The sequence below is a fragment of the Rhizobium sullae genome, from assembly GCF_025200715.1.
GTDB classification, from domain to species: domain Bacteria; phylum Pseudomonadota; class Alphaproteobacteria; order Rhizobiales; family Rhizobiaceae; genus Rhizobium; species Rhizobium sullae.
On record NZ_CP104143.1, the window covers coordinates 654838 to 672704 of the forward strand.

General features: G+C 61.7%; 15 protein-coding genes. 9 read left to right on the forward strand and 6 right to left on the reverse strand.

What is annotated here, in order from left to right; translation table 11 throughout:
• Nucleotides 1-147: 147 nt before the first annotated feature.
• Genes N2599_RS03220 through N2599_RS03235 form a run of 4 tightly spaced genes read left to right on the forward strand, consistent with a single transcriptional unit; the run spans nt 148 to nt 5634 of the window.
• Nucleotides 148-1509: a TolC family outer membrane protein gene (locus N2599_RS03220; protein WP_037140743.1), complete on the forward strand. Its 1362-nt coding sequence runs from the start codon at nt 148-150 to the stop codon at nt 1507-1509.
• 18 nt (nt 1510-1527) lie between these two features.
• Complete coding sequence (locus tag N2599_RS03225; protein WP_027507615.1) at nt 1528-3684, forward strand: type I secretion system permease/ATPase; 2157 nt, start codon at nt 1528-1530, stop codon at nt 3682-3684.
• Nucleotides 3681-4973 carry an HlyD family type I secretion periplasmic adaptor subunit gene (locus N2599_RS03230; protein WP_027507614.1) on the forward strand — a complete coding sequence of 431 codons (1293 nt, stop codon included), beginning with the start codon at nt 3681-3683 and terminating at the stop codon, nt 4971-4973. The genes N2599_RS03225 and N2599_RS03230 overlap by 4 nt, the downstream gene beginning before the upstream one ends.
• Before the next feature lies 1 nt (nt 4974).
• A complete protein-coding gene (locus N2599_RS03235) occupies nt 4975-5634 on the forward strand; it encodes a ribbon-helix-helix domain-containing protein (RefSeq protein ID WP_027507613.1) in 660 nt (219 codons plus the stop codon).
• Nucleotides 5635-5696: 62 nt separating this feature from the next.
• Here the strand turns inward: N2599_RS03235 and N2599_RS03240 are convergent, their stop codons facing one another.
• Nucleotides 5697-6497, reverse strand: a complete 801-nt coding sequence (locus N2599_RS03240) for a transglutaminase-like cysteine peptidase (RefSeq protein WP_244915056.1) — start codon at nt 6495-6497, stop codon at nt 5697-5699.
• Nucleotides 6498-6977: 480 nt separating this feature from the next.
• Here N2599_RS03240 and N2599_RS03245 point away from each other — a divergent pair, with 480 nt between their 5' ends.
• Entirely contained in the window at nt 6978-8135 is a 1158-nt protein-coding gene (locus N2599_RS03245; RefSeq protein WP_156915189.1) for a type 1 periplasmic-binding domain-containing protein, read from the forward strand.
• 202 nt (nt 8136-8337) lie between these two features.
• Here the strand turns inward: N2599_RS03245 and N2599_RS03250 are convergent, their stop codons facing one another.
• Entirely contained in the window at nt 8338-9861 is a 1524-nt protein-coding gene (locus N2599_RS03250; protein ID WP_027507610.1) for an ABC-F family ATP-binding cassette domain-containing protein, read from the reverse strand.
• 436 nt (nt 9862-10297) lie between these two features.
• Here N2599_RS03250 and N2599_RS03255 point away from each other — a divergent pair, with 436 nt between their 5' ends.
• Nucleotides 10298-10600, forward strand: a complete 303-nt coding sequence (locus N2599_RS03255) for an alkylphosphonate utilization protein (RefSeq protein WP_027507609.1) — start codon at nt 10298-10300, stop codon at nt 10598-10600.
• Between the two features lie 207 nt (nt 10601-10807).
• On the opposite strand, the gene N2599_RS03260 is transcribed toward N2599_RS03255, so the two are convergent.
• Nucleotides 10808-12376, reverse strand: a complete 1569-nt coding sequence (locus tag N2599_RS03260) for a helicase HerA-like C-terminal domain-containing protein (RefSeq protein ID WP_027507608.1) — start codon at nt 12374-12376, stop codon at nt 10808-10810.
• 233 nt (nt 12377-12609) lie between these two features.
• On the opposite strand from N2599_RS03260, the gene N2599_RS03265 reads away from it, so the two are divergent.
• Nucleotides 12610-12999, forward strand: coding sequence for a hypothetical protein (locus tag N2599_RS03265; RefSeq protein WP_027507607.1), 390 nt, complete (start codon nt 12610-12612; stop codon nt 12997-12999).
• A 155-nt stretch (nt 13000-13154) separates the two neighbouring features.
• Here N2599_RS03265 and N2599_RS03270 read toward each other — a convergent pair whose 3' ends face one another.
• A complete protein-coding gene (locus tag N2599_RS03270) occupies nt 13155-13760 on the reverse strand; it encodes a TetR/AcrR family transcriptional regulator (RefSeq protein ID WP_037140734.1) in 606 nt (201 codons plus the stop codon).
• Between the two features lie 99 nt (nt 13761-13859).
• Here N2599_RS03270 and N2599_RS03275 point away from each other — a divergent pair, with 99 nt between their 5' ends.
• The gene (locus N2599_RS03275; RefSeq protein WP_027507605.1) at nt 13860-14384 is read left to right on the forward strand and encodes a DinB family protein; all 525 of its coding nucleotides are present in this window, start codon (nt 13860-13862) and stop codon (nt 14382-14384) included.
• 15 nt (nt 14385-14399) lie between these two features.
• Here the strand turns inward: N2599_RS03275 and zwf are convergent, their stop codons facing one another.
• Nucleotides 14400-15911, reverse strand: coding sequence for a glucose-6-phosphate dehydrogenase (zwf, locus tag N2599_RS03280; protein WP_037140635.1), 1512 nt, complete (start codon nt 15909-15911; stop codon nt 14400-14402).
• 354 nt (nt 15912-16265) lie between these two features.
• Nucleotides 16266-17036 (reverse strand): trans-aconitate 2-methyltransferase, encoded by a 771-nt coding sequence (tam, locus tag N2599_RS03285; protein ID WP_027507603.1) that lies wholly within the window; start codon nt 17034-17036, stop codon nt 16266-16268.
• Between the two features lie 166 nt (nt 17037-17202).
• Between tam and N2599_RS03290 the strand changes: the two genes are divergently transcribed.
• Nucleotides 17203-17865 (forward strand): CREC-EF hand family protein, encoded by a 663-nt coding sequence (locus N2599_RS03290; RefSeq protein ID WP_167333878.1) that lies wholly within the window; start codon nt 17203-17205, stop codon nt 17863-17865.
• Nucleotides 17866-17867: the final 2 nt, after the last annotated feature.

Genomic DNA, 17867 nt, shown 5'->3' on the forward strand with positions numbered 1-17867 from the left:
AACCGAGAAGAGATTCCGGTATATGGGGTAGCCGGGGCTAATTACGAATGATGAGGGGCATCAAACTTGTTTAACGGCAAAAGAATTTTTGCAGCTTTGTCTGCGACTGTTGCTTTAAATTTTGCATTTTGCGTTGACGCCAATGCTATTTCTCTTCAGCAGGCAATCGAAAAGACAATGAAGACGAACCCGCAGATCTTGCAGGCTGCGAAGGATCGTGAAGCAATCGAATTTGAACTTCGCCAGGCGCGCGGGCTTTATTTGCCCTCTATTGATCTCGACGCAGGGATCGGTCGCCGTCGGCTGTCGAATTCTACAACCGGCACTTTAACTTCCGATACTGATTACTTGTCGCCGGGCGATGTCGGCCTCACCATCTCGCAGCGGCTTTTCGATGGCGGCGGCCGCCGCGCGCAGGTGGAGCAGCAGGCATCGCGCGTCGATGGCGCCTCGTTCCGCGTGCTGGAGCGCTCCGAATCGCTTGCACTCGAAGTGACGCAGGATTACCTCGAATACATCCTGCAAAATCAGATCGTGAAGGCCGCCCAGGATAACATGGCCTTCCACAACCAGATCCTCGGCAACATCGAGCAGAGCATCAAGGGCGGCACGCTGACTGACGCCGACCGCCTGCAGGGCGTCGAGCGCCAGCAGGCTGCCGCTGCCCGCCTACAGGAGGCCAAGGAAGAGCTGGAAGCGACGAAGATCCGTTTCCTTGAGGACGTCGGCGAGCCGATCACCGGTGCGCAGACCCCGCCTTCGGTTGCCAAATATGTGCCGAAGACGCTGAATGATGCGGTCTTCGTCGCCGCCAAGAACAGCCCGCGCATCTATTCCGCCAATGCGGATGTCGATGCGGCCGATGCAGGTGTGCGCGGCGCGCGCGCCAACTACCTGCCGAAGGTCGACCTCGAAGGCACCGCCCGTGTCGGCGACGACATCAACGGTGACGATGGCAACACGAATGATTACCAGGTGCGCGTAGTCGCCCGTTGGAACCTCTATCGCGGCGGTATCGATGTTGCCCGCGAGCAGGAGCAGATCCGCCGTGCCGGTGAGCAGCGTTATGCGCTGGCGCAGGTGCAGCGCGAGGTCGAGCAGTCGGTTCGCTCCGCCTGGAACGAGCGCGTCAGCCGCGGCAAGCTTGCCGGCATCCTCGGCCAGCAGGCCTCGACCAATGCCCAGCTCGTGTCGTCCTACCGGCAGCAGTTCAGCGTCGGCCAGCGCTCGCTACTCGATGTGCTTGATGCGCAGAACACCAATTTCAATACCAGAGTTCTTGCCGATACGGCCCGTCTCGCATCGGTCTTTGCCGAGTACAAGATCCTGGCCGCGTCCGGCAATCTGCTCCAGACGATGAAGCTGAGGCCGGTCGAGCAGGCAAAAGAATATGCGCGGGAAGAGTTTGTTGTCCCCGCGGGCGTCGCAGATCCGGGATATGTCGAGCTTGAGTCGCATCAAAAAGCCGGCATGCCGTTGGACCTTCTGGCGCCGATTCGACAGCAGTAGTCGAAACGGCATGGAACAATGCTGAACGTAGCGCTCGAGACTTCAAGCGGCACCCCGCTCCAGACTTTCAAGGCTGCCTTCAAGTCAGTGGCTGCGTTCTATGGCCGGCCGAGCTCCGATACGGTTCTCTTCTCCGGCCTGCCGGACGAGATCACCGAATCGCTCGAGCTCGACGACGTGGAGCAGATGGCCGAGCGCATCGGCCTTCAGGTCATCAGGCATCAGGAACGCGATTGCCGCCTGGGCAATTTCGATTGCCCAGCCATCGTCTGCTTTGCCGATGGCGGCGTTCTTCCTCTATTGGAAGTGGCGGAGGATGGCTCCTATCTCATTGATATCGTTCCGATCGCCGGCGCCCCGATCAGATTGACGCGCGAGGAACTCGTTGCGCTGAAGCCCGCGATGGCCTTCGCTTTCACGCTCTATTACCAGAACGCTTCGGAAGAGGCGCTGGTCGGCAATGCGGTGGAGATCGAAAAGCGCCACTGGCTGGCGACGACGCTGATGCCCTACTGGCGCACCTATGTCCGCGTCATGGTGGCAGCGCTCTTCATCAACCTGATTGCGCTTGGCTCGCCGCTCTTCACCATGAACGTCTATGACCGCGTGCTGCCCAACAAGGCGGTGGCGACGCTGTGGGTCCTCGCGGCAGGCATCTCGCTTGCCTATATCTTTGATTTTTTGCTGAAAACGGCACGCTCGTCGCTGATCGATTACGCCGGCCGCAAGGCCGACCTCAGGCTTTCCCAGTTGATCTTTGACAAGGTGCTGAACTCGACGCTGGAATCGCGCCCGCTGTCGACGGGCGAATATGCGAACCGCGTCACGCAATATGAGTTCGTCCGCGAATTCTTCACATCCAACACCATCGGCGTGCTGATCGACAGTCTCTTCGTCTTCATCTTTCTGGCAGTTATTTACCTGATTGCCGGCTGGCTGGTCGTCATCCCGGCCGCCGCCTTCGTGCTGTCGGTGGCGATCGGCCTTTGGGCGCAGGCGCAGATCGGCAAGCGCATGGCAACCGCCGCAAACGAAGCGTCCCGCCGCCAGTCGCTGCTCGTCGAGACCATCTCCACCATCGAGACGCTGAAGAGCCTTCGCGCCGAAGCGACGATGCTGCGCCGCTGGCAGGAACTCACCAAATATTCGAGCCGCACCAGCGAAGACATCAAGCATATCTCCACCAACGCCATCAACCTGACGACCTTCATTCAGCAGATGGTGAGCGTGCTGATCGTGATTGCCGGCACCTATGAGTTCTCCGAGGGCCGCATCGCCATGGGTGCGATCGTCGCGACTGTGATGCTCGCCGGCCGCGCCGGCGCGCCGCTTGGCCAGATCGCCATGACGCTGGCGCGCTTCCGCCAGGCAACCATGTCGCTGCGCATCCTCGACAAGATCATGGAGCAGCCGGACGACCGGCCCTCTACGATCGGCTTCGTCAACCGTCAGATCAAACAGGGCGGCTTCAGCTTCCAGAACGTCTCCTTCCAGTATCCGGGTTCGGATTATCCGGTCATCAATGGCCTGTCCTTCACTGTCAGGCCCGGCGAGAGGATCGGCATCATCGGCCGCATCGGTTCGGGCAAGACGACGCTCGGCCGTCTGCTCGACGGCCTTTTCTGCCCGTCCGCCGGCCGCATTTTGATCGATGGCGTCGATATCCGGCAGTATCACATGGCGGAGGTGCGCGCCGCCGTAGCGGTTGCGGGCCAGTCCTCCGATCTGTTTTCCGGCACTGTGAAGGAAAACCTGCTGATCGGCCGCGCCGACGCAACCGACGAGGAAATCCTTGAGGTCGCCCGCATGACCGGCGTCGATGAATTCGTCTCCAACCATCCGCGCGGCTTCGACATGCCGGTCGGTGAGCGGGGAACCAATCTGTCGAGCGGCCAGAAGCAGGCGCTGACGATAGCCCGCTTGCTTTTGACCAAGCCGAAGATCGTCTTCCTCGACGAACCCTCGGGCGCGATGGACCTTGCGACCGAGCGTCATCTGATCTCTAGGCTGTCCGGCGCCTTCGGCCGCGAAACGACGCTTCTGATCGCGACGCACCGCCACAGCATGTTGGAGCTTGTCGACCGCCTGATCGTTATCGACAAGGGCCGCATCGTCGCCGACGGTCCGAAGCAGGCCGTGATCGAGGCCATGCGCAAACCGGCGGGGCAGCAATGAGCGCGAACCGTCTCGACCATCCACCGTTTTTCGCCCGCGCCATCCTTGCGCTCTGCGCGCTGCTGATTGCAAGCTTCATCGGCTGGGCGGCGATCGCCAGCGTCGATGAGATCGCCCGCGGCGAAGGCAAGGTCATTCCCGTTTCGAAAACCCAGATCATCCAGTCCTCCGAACCCGGCGTCGTCCAGCAGATTGCCGTGACGCTCGGCCAGGTCGTCCGCAAGGGCCAGCTTCTGGTCCAGCTCGACAATACCACGACCACCTCGACGCTCGGAGAATCGGTCGCCAAGGCCCGCGCGCTCGGTGCCAAGGTCGCCAGGCTGAAGCTGGAGGAGGCGGGTCGGTACGAGATGCCTTATATCTGCCCGGAGGAGATTCTTGCCGTCGCCAAGGATGTCTGCAGCAACGAAGCGAGCCTCTTTGCTGCCGACCGCGCGAGCTACGAAAACAAGCTCGGCGTTCTCAAGGAGCGCGTCAAGCAGCGCGAAAACGAGCTCAACGAGGCGCATGCCAATATCGCCCGCCTGCAGGACAATATCGAGGGCGCGCAGCGCCAATACGACCTGATCAAGCCGCTCAGCGAAAAGAAGCTTGTGGCCCAAACCGAAATGCTGAAGGTCGAACGCGACCTGACGGACCAGCAGGGCCAGCTCAAGGTCTATCAGGAAAGCATTGATCGCCTGGAAGCCGCGGTGCAGGAGGCGACGCTCCAGCTCGGCGACTTGGCGCTTGAACTCCGCCAGCAGGCATTGACCGAGAAGGCGACGACGCTTGCAGAACTCTCCGTCGTCGACGAAACGATCCGCGGTGCTTCCGACCGTGTCAAACGCACCGATATCCGCTCGCCGGTCGATGGCATCGTCAACACGCTGGAAGTCAATACGATAGGTGCCTATGTCGATCCGGGCCGCGTCATCGCCGGCATCGTGCCGACTGCCGATACCTTGCTGATCGAAGCGAAGATTTCCCCGCGCGACGTCGCTTTCGTCCGTCGCGGTCAGCCGGCGATCGTCAAGATCACGGCCTATGATTTCTCGATCTTCGGCGGGCTTGAAGGTGTGGTGGAAAACATCTCGGCCGACAGCCTGGTCGAAAAGGAAAAAGGCGAGACCTACTACGTGGTGCAGGTGAAGACCGACACATCGGAGCTGGAGCGCGACGGCAAGCTCTATCCCATCATTCCGGGCATGGTCGCCGCCGTCGAAATCATGACGGGCAACAAGACGGTCCTCAGCTACCTGCTGAAGCCGATCAACAAGGCGCGCTCCGAAGCGCTGACGGAGCGGTGAGATGCTGATTTCCAAACCCCGCGCGACCGATCTGACGAAGGCTGAACCCGCCGACGAGCCGCTGCCGGTTATCGGCGCGGAGGAAATCGAGCCGCGCTTCCGGGCCGTCGTCGGCCGGGCAGGTGAGCGCCGCGGCATCCGCCTGGAGCGCATCTATTGGGACGGCCTGGGCCGCATGTCCTCCGCTGGCAAGATGACGACCGCCGATCTGGTGCAATATACGGCGTCGCAGATGCCGGAATCCGGCAATCTCGCCTCGCTGCTGCGCGTTCTCAGTCTGAAATGGGCGCTGCGCCGCCTGGACGCCGTCGAGGACATAGCCTCGATGACGAACCTCAATGCCGTCATCCAGGCGTCGCCATCGCCGGCGATCCTGCTTACCCACGACAAGAGGATCCAGTATTTCAACGATCCGTTTCTCTCGATGCTGCGCCAGCGCCTGCCCATGGGTGATACGGCGCAATTGACTAAGAGCCTGCGCTTTTCCGTCGACACGCAAATCGAGCAGGCGATCACGACGCTGAACCTGAACCGCGGCAAGACGCTGAACACCGGCTTCAGCATCGGTGTCGGCACGCAGTCGATGCGGGGCCAGATCAATCTCGCCCTGGCGCCGACGCACGAAAAGTCGATGCTGATCGGCTACATCTCCCGCTACTGACTGACGCATGAAAGGCGGCCGCATCGCGCGACCGCCTTGAACATCACGCGTTTTGGCTTGTCTCAGTACGCCGCGCCTTCGCCCGGTGCGACCTTCTCCAGCGGAATGCGGGAAGCGACCTGCTTGTTGCCGGCACGCAGCCCATGCAGATATCCCTTGCCACGGGCGATGGAGAAAAGCGGCTGGTAGTCGGGCAGGCGGTTGTCGGGCAGCACCTGATCGCGCATATTGTCGAGAATGAAGTAGTTGCCGTTGACCTCGACCGAAAGCACCGCGTGATAGAACTGGCGCTTCTGGTCAAACAGCACGACGATCGACATGTCCTTCATGTCGACGCCTTCGGCGCGAAGTGCCGCCATCTTCAGGATCGCGAAATCCTCGCAGTCGCCCGCTTGGCGGGCAAGCGTCTCGGAAGGCGTCGCCCAGTAGTCCGCCGTCTGATAGGTGTCGGCGTCCCGGCGGTAGCGGATCGCGCGATTGACTGCCACATTCACCGCATTCAGCTTGTCGCGGATCGAAGCGTGCCCGGTCTTGTCGAGCGTCGCCTTGACGACCTCAGCCGCATCCGAACAACCCTTTGCGCCGCACTTGATGGCCGCGCCGCTCGCCATTTCCGCCAGCGAAGGCGCGAAGCGCTTGACCGCGGCAAGCCGCTTGAACGGAATGGTGACGGAGCCGAAGACAGCATCATTCGAAGGGACCGCCTTGCGCGGCACACCCGGCTTGATGGAGGCGGTCGTCTCCGCGGTAAACGACGCAGTCTCCGCCTGCGGCAATTGCGTCACGGCGGCAAGATTAATCCTCTGAACGGCGCTCGAAACGTCGCTGGCGGCCGTTCTGAGGAGATTGAAAACGCCTGCCATGCTGCCTGCCTGTGCTAGCGTGTAAATAGTATTGGTCGCCAGTATTGATGTATATGACGTCGCGCTGATCTGCATTTCTGGCATTTGTGCCGCAACATTCGAGCTGAGAAGCAATGGTGCGAAAGATGATAAAGTAAAAGACGCGAGTATTTTTGCTTTTGTGCTGCGCTTCATCAGTTTAGTTCTCCCCGTGTGAGAGAAATGTACCCAATAGCTATAAATATGCAGTTTGGAAGCGTGGGTAATCCAAGTATAAATCTTCCGTTCAAAGGCGCGTAAAACTTTAGCTTTGCCGTCAACCAAGTTTGGGGGAAGGGTTTGATTTTCGCCTGCGCCCGGTGCAGAAATAAGCGCCGTCTAAAAGGCCGCAAAAGGCCGGGATGCCGCATTTCGGGGGAAACAGTGATATCGCATTCAAAGCTACGGACCGAACCATCGTATGGTTTATGCGGCAGGCTCGCTGACGCGCTTTCGGTCGCCTTGTCTGCACCCCGGCGCCTGTCCCACACACTGCCGCTGCTGATTTTCCTTACCGCCGCCGCAGGCTGCCAGTCGGGTGCGGATGGGCTGGGCACGGCGAAGAATACCGACATCAAGGCGCCGTCGAGCAAGGTCGAAGAGACCTTCGGCGAGACCGGTACGGAGGTCACGCTGCTGCTGCCTAGAGGCGCGAGCGGTGTTTACGAGGGTGCCGCCCGCGATGTGCGCGACGGCGCAGCTCTCAGTGTCGGCGAACTCGGCAACGGTCAGGTTTTTGTCAAGGTCATCGATGTTTCGGGCGGCGCGGGTGCGGTGCCTGCCGCCGTGAGCGCCGCCAAGGCGCGCAATTCAGCGCTGCTCATCAGCTATGCTCCGCCCGCCGTCACCTCAGCGATTGCCGCCATGCCCTCCGATCAGCGTCCGCCGCTGGTCAACCTTGGCGACGACGTTCCGGCAACTGCCGGCAATGTCTACAACTTCGCCTCGGACGAGCTCGACAGCGCGCTTGAAGGCATCCGTACGGCGGCTACGGGCGGGCACAAGAAGGTGATGGTTTTCGCCCCGAGGGACTTTCCGCCGACCTATGAGATGCGGCTTGCCGACGCCATCCGCGCTGGCGGCACCTATGCCGGGACCGCGCGCTACGATCTCAGCGATGCAGCCGCTGCCGATGCCGTGCAGAAGTCGAAGGCCCAGCTTCAGCAGGCCGATACGGTCGTCATCCTCGGCAAGAGCGTCATCGTGCCGACGGTTGCCGGTGCGATCAAGGCGAGCGGCCAGGGCAATCTCGTTCTCATCGGCACCAGCGCCTGGCCGTCTCAGGCCTATGCAGACCCCGCTGTCGCGGGCGCCACGATCGCCATGGTCGAGCCGGACGATGCCAGCCTGATCGCCGACCGCTACAAGCGCCACCATGGCCGCACGCTGTCCACGGACGCCGCCTACGGCTACGACGCCATCGCCATCGCCGCAGGTATCATCCGCGTCAAGGGCCCGGCGGGCGTGACGGCCGAGAACCTGACGATGAAGACCGGCTTCCGCGGCGTGACCGGGCTCTTCCGCCTGAGCCCGGGCGGCAATGTCGAACGCAAGCTCAGCCTCTTCACGATCACCGGCGGCAAGCTGAACCTGCTGGGCGCTGCGCCGAAGGCGTTTTAAAATGGCTCTTTTGTTCCACTCCACTCCTGTGACGAGCACAGGAATGGAGGCGGAAGTAGCGGTTTGCTGCCCCCTCATCCCTTCTCCCCGGCGGGGAGAAGGTGGCCCAAAGGGTCGGATGAGGGGGCCGCACTGCACGACCTCTCCTCACTTGGCCACGGAGGGGTAAGCGGATAACCACGTCCCGCAACCCACGCGCCAATCACCGCCCGCCCGCCGAGGCGAAGAACCCCTCCGGGCTCTCCACCTCCACCAGCTTCCGCTTCTCGATCAGCCAGAAGCGGTTGCCGACGGCGCGCACGAAGCTGCGGTCGTGAGAAACGAGCAGGCAACTTGCCTGATGCGCCATCAGCTCGCCTTCCAGCGCTTCCTGCCCGTTGATGTCGAGATGGTTGGTGGGCTCATCGAGCAGGTAGAAGTTCGGGTTGGAGAGCCGGAGCACCAGCATGCCGAGCCGCGCCTTCTGCCCACCGGAGAGCTGGCCGATGGGGCGGCCCTGCATCTCGATCGACATGCCGGCACCGGCCAAAAGCCCGCGTGCCCGCTGATCGCCGACGTCGAAGCGGCGGATAATCGTTTCCAACGGCGTATCGGCATCGCTGAGATCGGCAAGCGCCTGGTCGCCGTAGCCGAGCGCGAGCGACGGCGTGGCCTTGATGCCGTTCTCGGCGGTTTGCGGGTTGGCGATCGCCTTGCGTAGCATCGCGATCAGCCGCGTCTTGCCGGCGCCGTTTTCGCCGAGCAGCACGATCCGGTCTCCCTGGCAGATGAACTGCTTGCCGGTCTTGAAGAGCAGCGTGCCGTCCGGCGTCCCAACCGCCGCATCGTCCAGCGTCACCAGCACCTTGGCATGCGTGCCGCGATTGGCGAGCTTGATGGCGCCGGCCGAGCGCTCCAGATGCGCCGGTTTCGCCGCGTCTTCAAGCTTATCCGCCCGCTGCTTCAGCTGCTTGGTCTTCACCACCAGAAGGTCGCTGCCGGAATTGATGCCGATATTGTTGAGCTTCGCCGCTTGCTTGCGCAGCTGCTCGGCCGTCTTCATATCGCGCTCGTAGCGGCGCGCGTCCGCCGCGTCGAACTCATCGATCGCAACCCGCGCCCGGGAATAGGGCAGGGCGAAGAGCTGCGATTGCTCCGGACGCAGAAAGAGCGTGCGGTTCGTCACGGCGTCGAGGAAGGCGCGGTCGTGGCTGGCAAGGATCACCGGCACGTCGCGAGGGAGCGCGTTCAGCCATTCCTCCAGCCGCGCGATCTTGCCGAGATCGAGATGGTTGGTCGGCTCGTCGAGCATCAAGAGGTCCGGCTCGGTAACCCAGACCCGGGCAAGCATCGCCAGCCGCTGCCACCCGCCGCTGAGGGCGGCGAGCGAACGCTGGCGCAACTCCTCCGGCACCTCGAACGAATCCAGCACCACATCGACGCGCCAGCTCTCGGTTTCCACCTGCTCCGGAGAGAGTGCATCGAGAACGGCGTCATAAAAGGTCCTGGCGAAAAGGGCAGGCGGCACGTTCTGCTCGACATAGCCGACGGTCAGCCCGCGCGCCCTGGTGATGTCGCCTTCCGTCGCATCGAGCGTGTCGGCGATGCAGCGGAAAAGCGTCGATTTCCCGCGGCCGTTGGCGGCCACGATGCCGATCCGGTCGCCTGCATTGACGACGAGGTTGAGCCTGGAAAACAGCGGGTTCGACAGCGTGATGCCGAGGTTGCGGATATTGAGAAGGGTCATACTCGTTCTCTGGTCTTGACCGCGCGATCATCCATCGAGGGCTCTTGGGCCATCATCGATGCGATGCATCAGCGGTGGATCTGAAATCGCAGCCGCTCAAGCGATAAAGCTTGGCGCTGCTGGCCACAAAGGGCGGACCAGGAAGAGAGTTTGGCGAGAAACGGTCTCTGGTCAGCCCTGCAAACGCATTTGCAGGGCGTTGACGGGGCCACGCTGCCGGTTGAACCGGAAACAGTAATTTTGCACGCGACCCTCCTTTCAATTTGAGTGCACACACGAAATACCATCGCCTATGCAGGAATGCAACCATGGCGGTCGCATTAGGCTTTCTTCAAAAACACGGTACGCGGCACGAGGCCCTTGTCTTTCCGGCCGAACTTGCGCAAGCCGGCCTGGCTGTTATAAGCGGCCAAATTCTGATTTAGGAGAGACGACCATGGCGGGCAATGACGACGAATACGTCTATGACGAAGTGACGGGCGAATGGCGTCCGGCTTCGGAATTGGCTGCTGCCGCGCAGACGGCCGCCGAGGTCCGGGACGCTGCCGGAAACGTCCTCAAGGACGGCGATTCCGTCACTCTCATCAAGGATCTGAAGGTCAAGGGCGCCAATCAGACCCTGAAGCAGGGCACGGTGATAAGGTCGATCCGCCTGACGGAAAACCTGGAAGAAATCGACTGCCGCCACGATACCATCAAGGGCCTCGTCCTGCGCACGGAATTCGTCCGCAAGCGGTAGGCGGATTTCCTCTTATGGTCGCCGGCTTGCCGCTCATCCGCCTGCCGGCACCTTCTCCCCGCCCGCGGGGAGAAGGAAATATGCCGCGCCGTCTTCTCAAATCACCGAGGCAGGGTGGGGCACCTTCCCTCTCCCCGTCAGAACGGGGAGAGGGTTAGGGTGAGGGCGGTCCCCATGGCAAGAGGCCGCGAACCGCGCTGCCAAGACTTACCGCTTCAAACTCCCCAGAATGCCGCGTACCAGCGCCCGGCCGACCTGCGTCGCAACCGTCCGTGCTACGCTCTTCATCGCGGCTTCCACGACGGTTTCGCGCTGATAACCGGACGAACGTCCGCGCGATTGGCCGCGGCTTGGCTGTTCATCATCGCTGCCGCCGAAGCCGGGCAGGCTCCAGCCGGAGGTCGTTCCGGCGCTCGTCTGCTGCGCTTGAGCCTCCTCCTGCGCCCGCTTTGCGGCTTCTGCTTCGGCAGCCTTCCTGGCACGGGCGGTCAGCATTTCGAAGGCGGATTCGCGGTCTACATCCTCGTCATAGACACCGAGCACTGGGCTCCGGTCCATAACCTGCCGGCGTTCCACCTCCGTCACCGGGCCGACGCGGCCGGATGGCGGGCGGATCAGCGTGCGCTCGACGATCGACGGCGCGCCCTTGGTCTCCAGCGTCGAAACCAACGCCTCGCCGGTGCCGAGATTGGTGATCACGGTGGCGCAATCGAAGGCCGGGTTGGGGCGGAAGGTATCGGCGGCTGTCCTCACCGCCTTCTGCTCGCGCGGCGAATAGGCGCGCAGCGCGTGCTGCACGCGGTTGCCGAGCTGGGCGAGCACCGTTTCCGGCACGTCGAGCGGGTTCTGCGTGACGAAATAGACGCCGACGCCCTTCGAGCGGATCAGGCGCACGACCTGCTCGACGCGCTCGGTCAAGACCCGCGGCGCATCATTGAAGAGCAGATGCGCCTCGTCGAAGAAGAAGACGAGCTTCGGCTTGTCCGGATCGCCGATTTCCGGCAGCTCTTCGAAAAGCTCGGAGAGTAGCCAGAGCAGGAAGGTGGCGTAAAGTCTGGGGTTCATCATCAGCTTGTCGGCGGCAAGCACGGAAATCTGGCCGTAGCCGTTATTGCCGGTGCGCATGATGTCGGAAATCTTCAGCGCCGGTTCGCCGAAGAAATGCTCGGCACCCTGCTGCTCGAGAACGAGCAGCGCGCGCTGGATAGAGCCGACGGAAGCCTTGGAAATCAGGCCGAACTGGCTGGAAAGCTCGCTCGCATTCTCGCCCATATAGTTGAGCAGCGAGGAAAAATCCTTGAGGTCGAGCAGCGGCAGGCCTGCCTGATCGGCGATCTTGAAGGCGATGTTGATGACGCCCTCCTGCGGCTCGGAGGCATCCATCAGGCGCGCCAGAAGCAGCGGTCCCATTTCGGCGATCGTGGTGCGGACCCGGTGGCCCTTCTCGCCGAAGAGGTCCCAGAAGATCACCGGGAACTGGTCGAACTCGTAATCGGCAAAACCGATCTGCTCGGCCCGCTTGATGAGGAAATCCTTCGGCTCGCCCTTGGCGGCGATGCCGGAAAGGTCGCCCTTGATGTCGGCGGCAAAGACCGGAACGCCGGCTCTGGAAAAACCTTCCGCCAGCACCTGCAGCGTCACCGTCTTGCCGGTGCCGGTGGCGCCCGTCACCAGGCCGTGGCGGTTGCCGAATTTCAGGTCGAGATATTCCGGCTTGTTGATGCTGTCGTCCGGATTGCGGCTGGCGCCGATGAAAATCTTGCCATCCTCGAGCATGAAACAGTTCTCCCTTGGGCCGATGCCGCCGCTTGCGTTTGAAATGCGGAGATCGCAATAAGCCGCATTCATCTTACTATCGTCCACCTGTTATAAGCAGGGACCGGGATGCCGACAACTGTTTGCATTGAAAGCAAATCCGGGGAAAATACCCTCTCCCGGCGGCGCGGCTTGAGTTGCAGAAGAAACTCGAATAACGTTGACGTTAACGTCAAAATAACAGGAGGCTGACGATGAATGAAGTTGTGACCCAGATTGCCGATCGCGTGGGTATTGCGCCCGATCTGGCGGAGAAGGCGCTGGGCATGATGCTCGGCTTCCTGCAGCGCGAAGGGGATGACGCCGCAGTCGCCAAGATGATCGAAGCCATCCCGAGCGGCGCCGATCTCGTCGCCCAGTACAACGGCGAAGGTGCCGGCGGCGGCCTGCTTGGCGGTTTGATGGGCGCTCTTGGCGGCGGCGGCATCATGGGCCTCGGCCAGCAACTGATGAGCCAGGGCCTCGGCATGGGCGAAATCACCTCACTCGCCAAGGAAACCATCGCCATCGCCAAGCAATATGCCGGCGAAGAAGTCGTCGACGAGGTCGTCGCCTCGGTCCCGGGCTTGAGCCAGTTCGTTTGATCGCGGAATTTACGCCGCTTCCGGGCTCTAAAAAAGCGTGAAGCGAATCGCTTTCGGATACTGAAGCCGCTCGCACCAGAACGTTGCGAGCGGGTGCTACCAAAGGCATCTCAATCAGATCCAAAATTTTAGATCTTTTGACTCGCTTGGGCCGCCTAAGGTGCGGCTACTTCGCCTCCATCTGCGAGGTACAGGCTGACCAGGCGGATAAGCTCGCTCTGCACGGCCGGGTCCCTTAACGTGCCACGGCGGGCGGCGTTGTGGATGACGCCGTCAATAGCATCGGAGATGAGCAACGCGGCTGTGCGGTCGATCATATCGAGCTCGCGTCTCCGATAGGTGGCGACGGCTTTCTCATAGTAGGCGAGATACTCCACCTCAAATGTGCTGTTAGGATTCATGTACCCATCGAAGATGGGGGCGTCATCGAGCAAAACTCTATGGAGCCCGGGGCAGGTGCTATGGGCGGCGATCATTCCCTGGACCAGGTTTGCGACGAATTGCGCCGCTGTTAGCCCTTCGATCTGGCACTTCCGCATGACGGCAAGACAATCATTGAGATGACGGCGGCGGATCGCTTCGATCAACGAGAGTTTGTCCGGAAAATACTGGTAGAGCGAGCCAACACTCAACCCGGCCGTGTCAGCGACCTTGTTGGTTGTGAACCCGGCCCACCCTTCGTTACTCAGAATGCGAGCACCGGCCTCAATTATCATTTCAACGGTCGCTCGGGAGCGCGCCTGGCGCGGTTCTTTCCGCATCACCGGCGGCTGCTTTGCAATGCGAGTAGACAACAGAACGTCTCCAGACAGAATATGAGCATATCACTCGCATTCTAGGAATTTTAAGGGAGTCCGACAATGAGCACATTGCTTCATACTTTGTATGGCTATCATGCATGGGCCAACCGTGACCTATTCGGTAAGTTGGCAACGCTCGACCGGGAGAGGCATAAGGCAGAAATTCATACGGCCTTGCGGCTCATTAACCACTATTATGTCGTCGCCCAAATATTTGCTGCTCATCTGAGCGGCGCTCGGCATCACTATACGTCCGACAATACAATCGAAACTCCGACGCTAGACGTACTGGATGCGGCGGTGAAGGCTTCCGATCAGTGGTATTTGGACTATGTCGGGAAGGTTACGACTGCGGATCTTTCCGAGGCTGTTCAGTTCGCCTTTACGGATGGCGACAAGGGATACATGACGAGAGAGGAGATGCTTACGCACGTTGTGCTGCACGGGGGTTACCACCGGGGCGAGGTCGGCCGGATACTTTCTCAGCTTTCCATTTCACCGCCGTGGGATACTTTTGCGGTCTATCTTCACCGGACCGAACCGGGTCGCCGGCTGCAGGGTGGAAACCAGTCTGTTTCTGCTTGAATCTTCACTTGCGGCTCATTTTTTCTTCGCCTGCAGCACGCCAAGCCCATGCCAGTGCCGTCCGTCGCGTTCGATGAGGCCGTCGGCGCAGGCAGGGCCCATGCTGCCGGGGGCGTAGGCTTCCGGGTCTCCGCCCTTCGCCCATAGGTCGAGGAAAGGTTGCACCGCCGCCCAGCCGGCTTCGATGCCGTCGGCGCGCTGGAACAGCGTCTGGTCGCCGATCAGCAGGTCGTAGATGAGGGATTCGTAGCCGGTCATCTTGCCGATGTCGAACTGGTCGGCATAGCGGAAGTCCAGCGAAACCGGCACGGTGTCGACCGAAAGCCCGGGCGATTTGATCGATATCTCCAGGCTCATGCCTTCGTCCGGCTGCACCTGGATGACCAGTTTGTTCGGCGGCAGGCGCCGCGTGACGTCGGTCTCGCGGAACTGTGCGAAGGGCACGGGTTGGAATGTCACGACGATCTCCGTGTCGCGCGCCGTCATCGCCTTGCCGGTGCGCAGGTAGAAGGGCACGCCCGCCCAGCGCCAGGTGTCGGCATAGAGCTTCAGCGCCACGAAGGTCTCGGTCTTGCTGTCCGGCGCCACCTGCGGCGTCTCGTGATAGGCGGGGATTTCCGCGCCGTTCAGCCACCCACCGGAATAGACGCCGCGAACGCCGTGTGCTGCCGCTTCTTCTGGCGTATAGACGCGCAGCGCCTTCAGCACCTTGCTCTTCTCGTTGCGGATCGCTTCGGCGTCGAAGCTGTTCGGCGGCTCCATGGCGATCATGGCGAGCAGCTGGAACAGGTGGTTCGGCACCATGTCGCGCAGCGCCCCCGTCGCGTCGTAGAAGGCGCCGCGGCTGCCGACATCGACGGTTTCGGCCGCCGTGATCTGCACATGATCGATATAGCGGCTGTTCCACAGCGATTCGATCATCATGTTCGCAAAACGCGCCGTGAGCAGGTTCTGGACGGTCTCCTTGCCGAGGAAATGGTCGAGCCGGTAGATCTGGCTCTCGTCGACGTTGCTCAGGATCTGCGCGTTGAGCGCCCGCGCTGAGGCGAGGTCCGTTCCGAAGGGCTTTTCGATGGCGATGCGGCGGAAGGTGTTCTCGTTCTCGGCGGCGAGTCCGTGACCCGCGAGCTTCTCCACGATCCCACCGAAGAAGCGCGGCGGCACGGCGAGATAGAAGGCCGCATTGCCGCTCGGCGCCGAAGACAGGCGCTTGGCGATCTCCAGATAGATTCCCTCGCCGGTGAAATCACCGGAAATATAGCTGATCCGCTGCCGCAGCCGTGCCCAGGCTGGATCCTTGACGAGCGGTTCGCCATCCCCGAGGCCGGCCAGGAAATCGTCCAGTCGCCCCCGCAGCGTCTCGTCGTCGCCGGGCTCGATGCCGATGCCGAGAATGTCGAGATCGTCGCCGACCATAGCGCCGCGGGTGAGATTGATGATCGCCGGAACGAGAAGCCGTCGGGTAAGGTCGCCGGTCGCCCCGAAGATGACCAGAGTGGTGGGCGGCGTGGGCTTGGCATTTGGCATGGGGATCGCGCTCCGTGATTGTCAGCGCCGGAATATAAGGCCGCCGGGCGCTACCGCAAGCGTGGCCGGTGGCCTTGCGCAGGCCGCTTACTAGCCCTCCCTCATCAGGTCAGTTGAGGGGAAACATTCCAAGCGCTTCAATCTCAGGCGAGGCTGCGGCAAACACGAGGTTGCCGACTGGCACTGTCATATATTCTTCCCTCATTCCTGTGACAGGCACAGGAATGAGGGAATCTGTAGGTGCTGCCCTACCAAGCTATCCCTCGGGGAGACGGGCTAACGTTGACAGGAAGCATATACCACTGCGCGAGATGCTGGCGGCACAGCGCGGCGACTTTGCGTACCGGCGCACTACTAACCCTTCACCGCCACCAGAAACAGCCGCGGGAAGCGCAGCAGCACCCGCCCGTCCGCCATCTTCGGATAGGCTCTCTCTACACGCGCAAGATAATCCGCAAGAAATGCCTCGCGGTGTTCCTCGCCGGCATGGGCGAGGTAGGGCATCAGACCCGTTCCCTTCACCCATTCGACGATCGCCCCGGCGTTCGCCATCGGGTGGTTGTAGATCGTGTGCCAGATATCGACGCGCGCGGATTTGCCGATCAGGCGGCTGTAATAGGCCGGCGGCGGCGGAAGGGGGTTGCGGCGCACGCTCTTCTTTTCGAACGCCGTCTTCCATGGTCCGGCATGGGCGCTTTCCTCCATCAGCAGATGTGTCGGCTCGCCGAGATTGTCGGGCATCTGCACGGCCAGTACACCGCCCTTGGAAAGGCCGTCCATCAGCCGGTCGAAGATGTCGAGATGGTTGGGCAGCCATTGGAAGACGGCATTGGCGAAGAGCAGATCGGCGGGCTCCTCCGGCTGCCAGATCGCAAGGTCGGCCTCGGTGAAGGCAGTGCCTGGAAGCCGCTTCTGCGCGGCCTCCAGCATGTTGAGGTCGCTGTCGAGCCCGGACACGCCTTCCTTGCCGTAGCGGTCGATGATGAGTTCGGTCGAATTTCCCGGCCCGCAGCCGAGATCGATCGCGCGTTCGACCCGCTCCAGCGGCACCTGCGCCAGGAGATCGCGCGCCGGGCGTGTCCGCTCATCCTCGAACTTCACATATTGGCTGGCGGACCAGGCCATGAGGCACCTCCTGTTATTGTCCCGTTTCCGTGATGCGACGATGGTTCAAGCGCGTCATGCTTAGCAGCAATTCTTGGCGACTTGTATGCGGCGTGTTGCAGCTGTCTTCGAATTGCTGCACGAATGGGTTGCATTATTGATGTCCGCTCATGGCTTGGAGGGATTCATGAGAGCCGGTTTCGTCTTTGCCGCAATCTGTCTGTCGGCCGCCGCAATGCCAGCACGGGCCGGGACGCCGGCTGCTCCGCCGATTTTTCTTGTGGAGGGCATGGGCAATACGCGCGACGGGTATGTGTCCGAGCATCTCGAGCCGTTTGCGGTCTACACCGGCGCCGACCGTACTTTGGATCAAGGCGATATCGACAGGCTCCGGCAGGTCGACGCCGCGCGCCAAAGGGCCGCCGACGCGATGCCATTCTTCGCCGGCGATCTCGATGCCGACGGGAGCATGACGCTCGACGAATACAAGCTCGCCAACCTCTACGAAAGCCGCGAACAGGTCGAACTTGGCATGGAGGCCCGCTTCGCGAATTTTGATCGTAACGGCGACGGTATCGTGACACTCGACGAAGCGCTGACATCGCCACCGCTGCCGCAAGCGGCGTTGGCTTATGGATTGAGCGGCGCGGATCGCGTCGCCGCCCTGATAGCGCTCGACCCCAACAAGGACGGCAAGCTGACGGAGGATGAGTTCAGGACGCTCCTCCTCTCCGCCTTCGACTTCTACGACAAGGACGGCGACGGTGCCCTTTCGAAAGCCGAAAAGGCGAAGCGCGCCGCAACGGTCAGGCAATACAGGGAAGAGCAGGAGAAACGGGAGAAGCCGTAAGC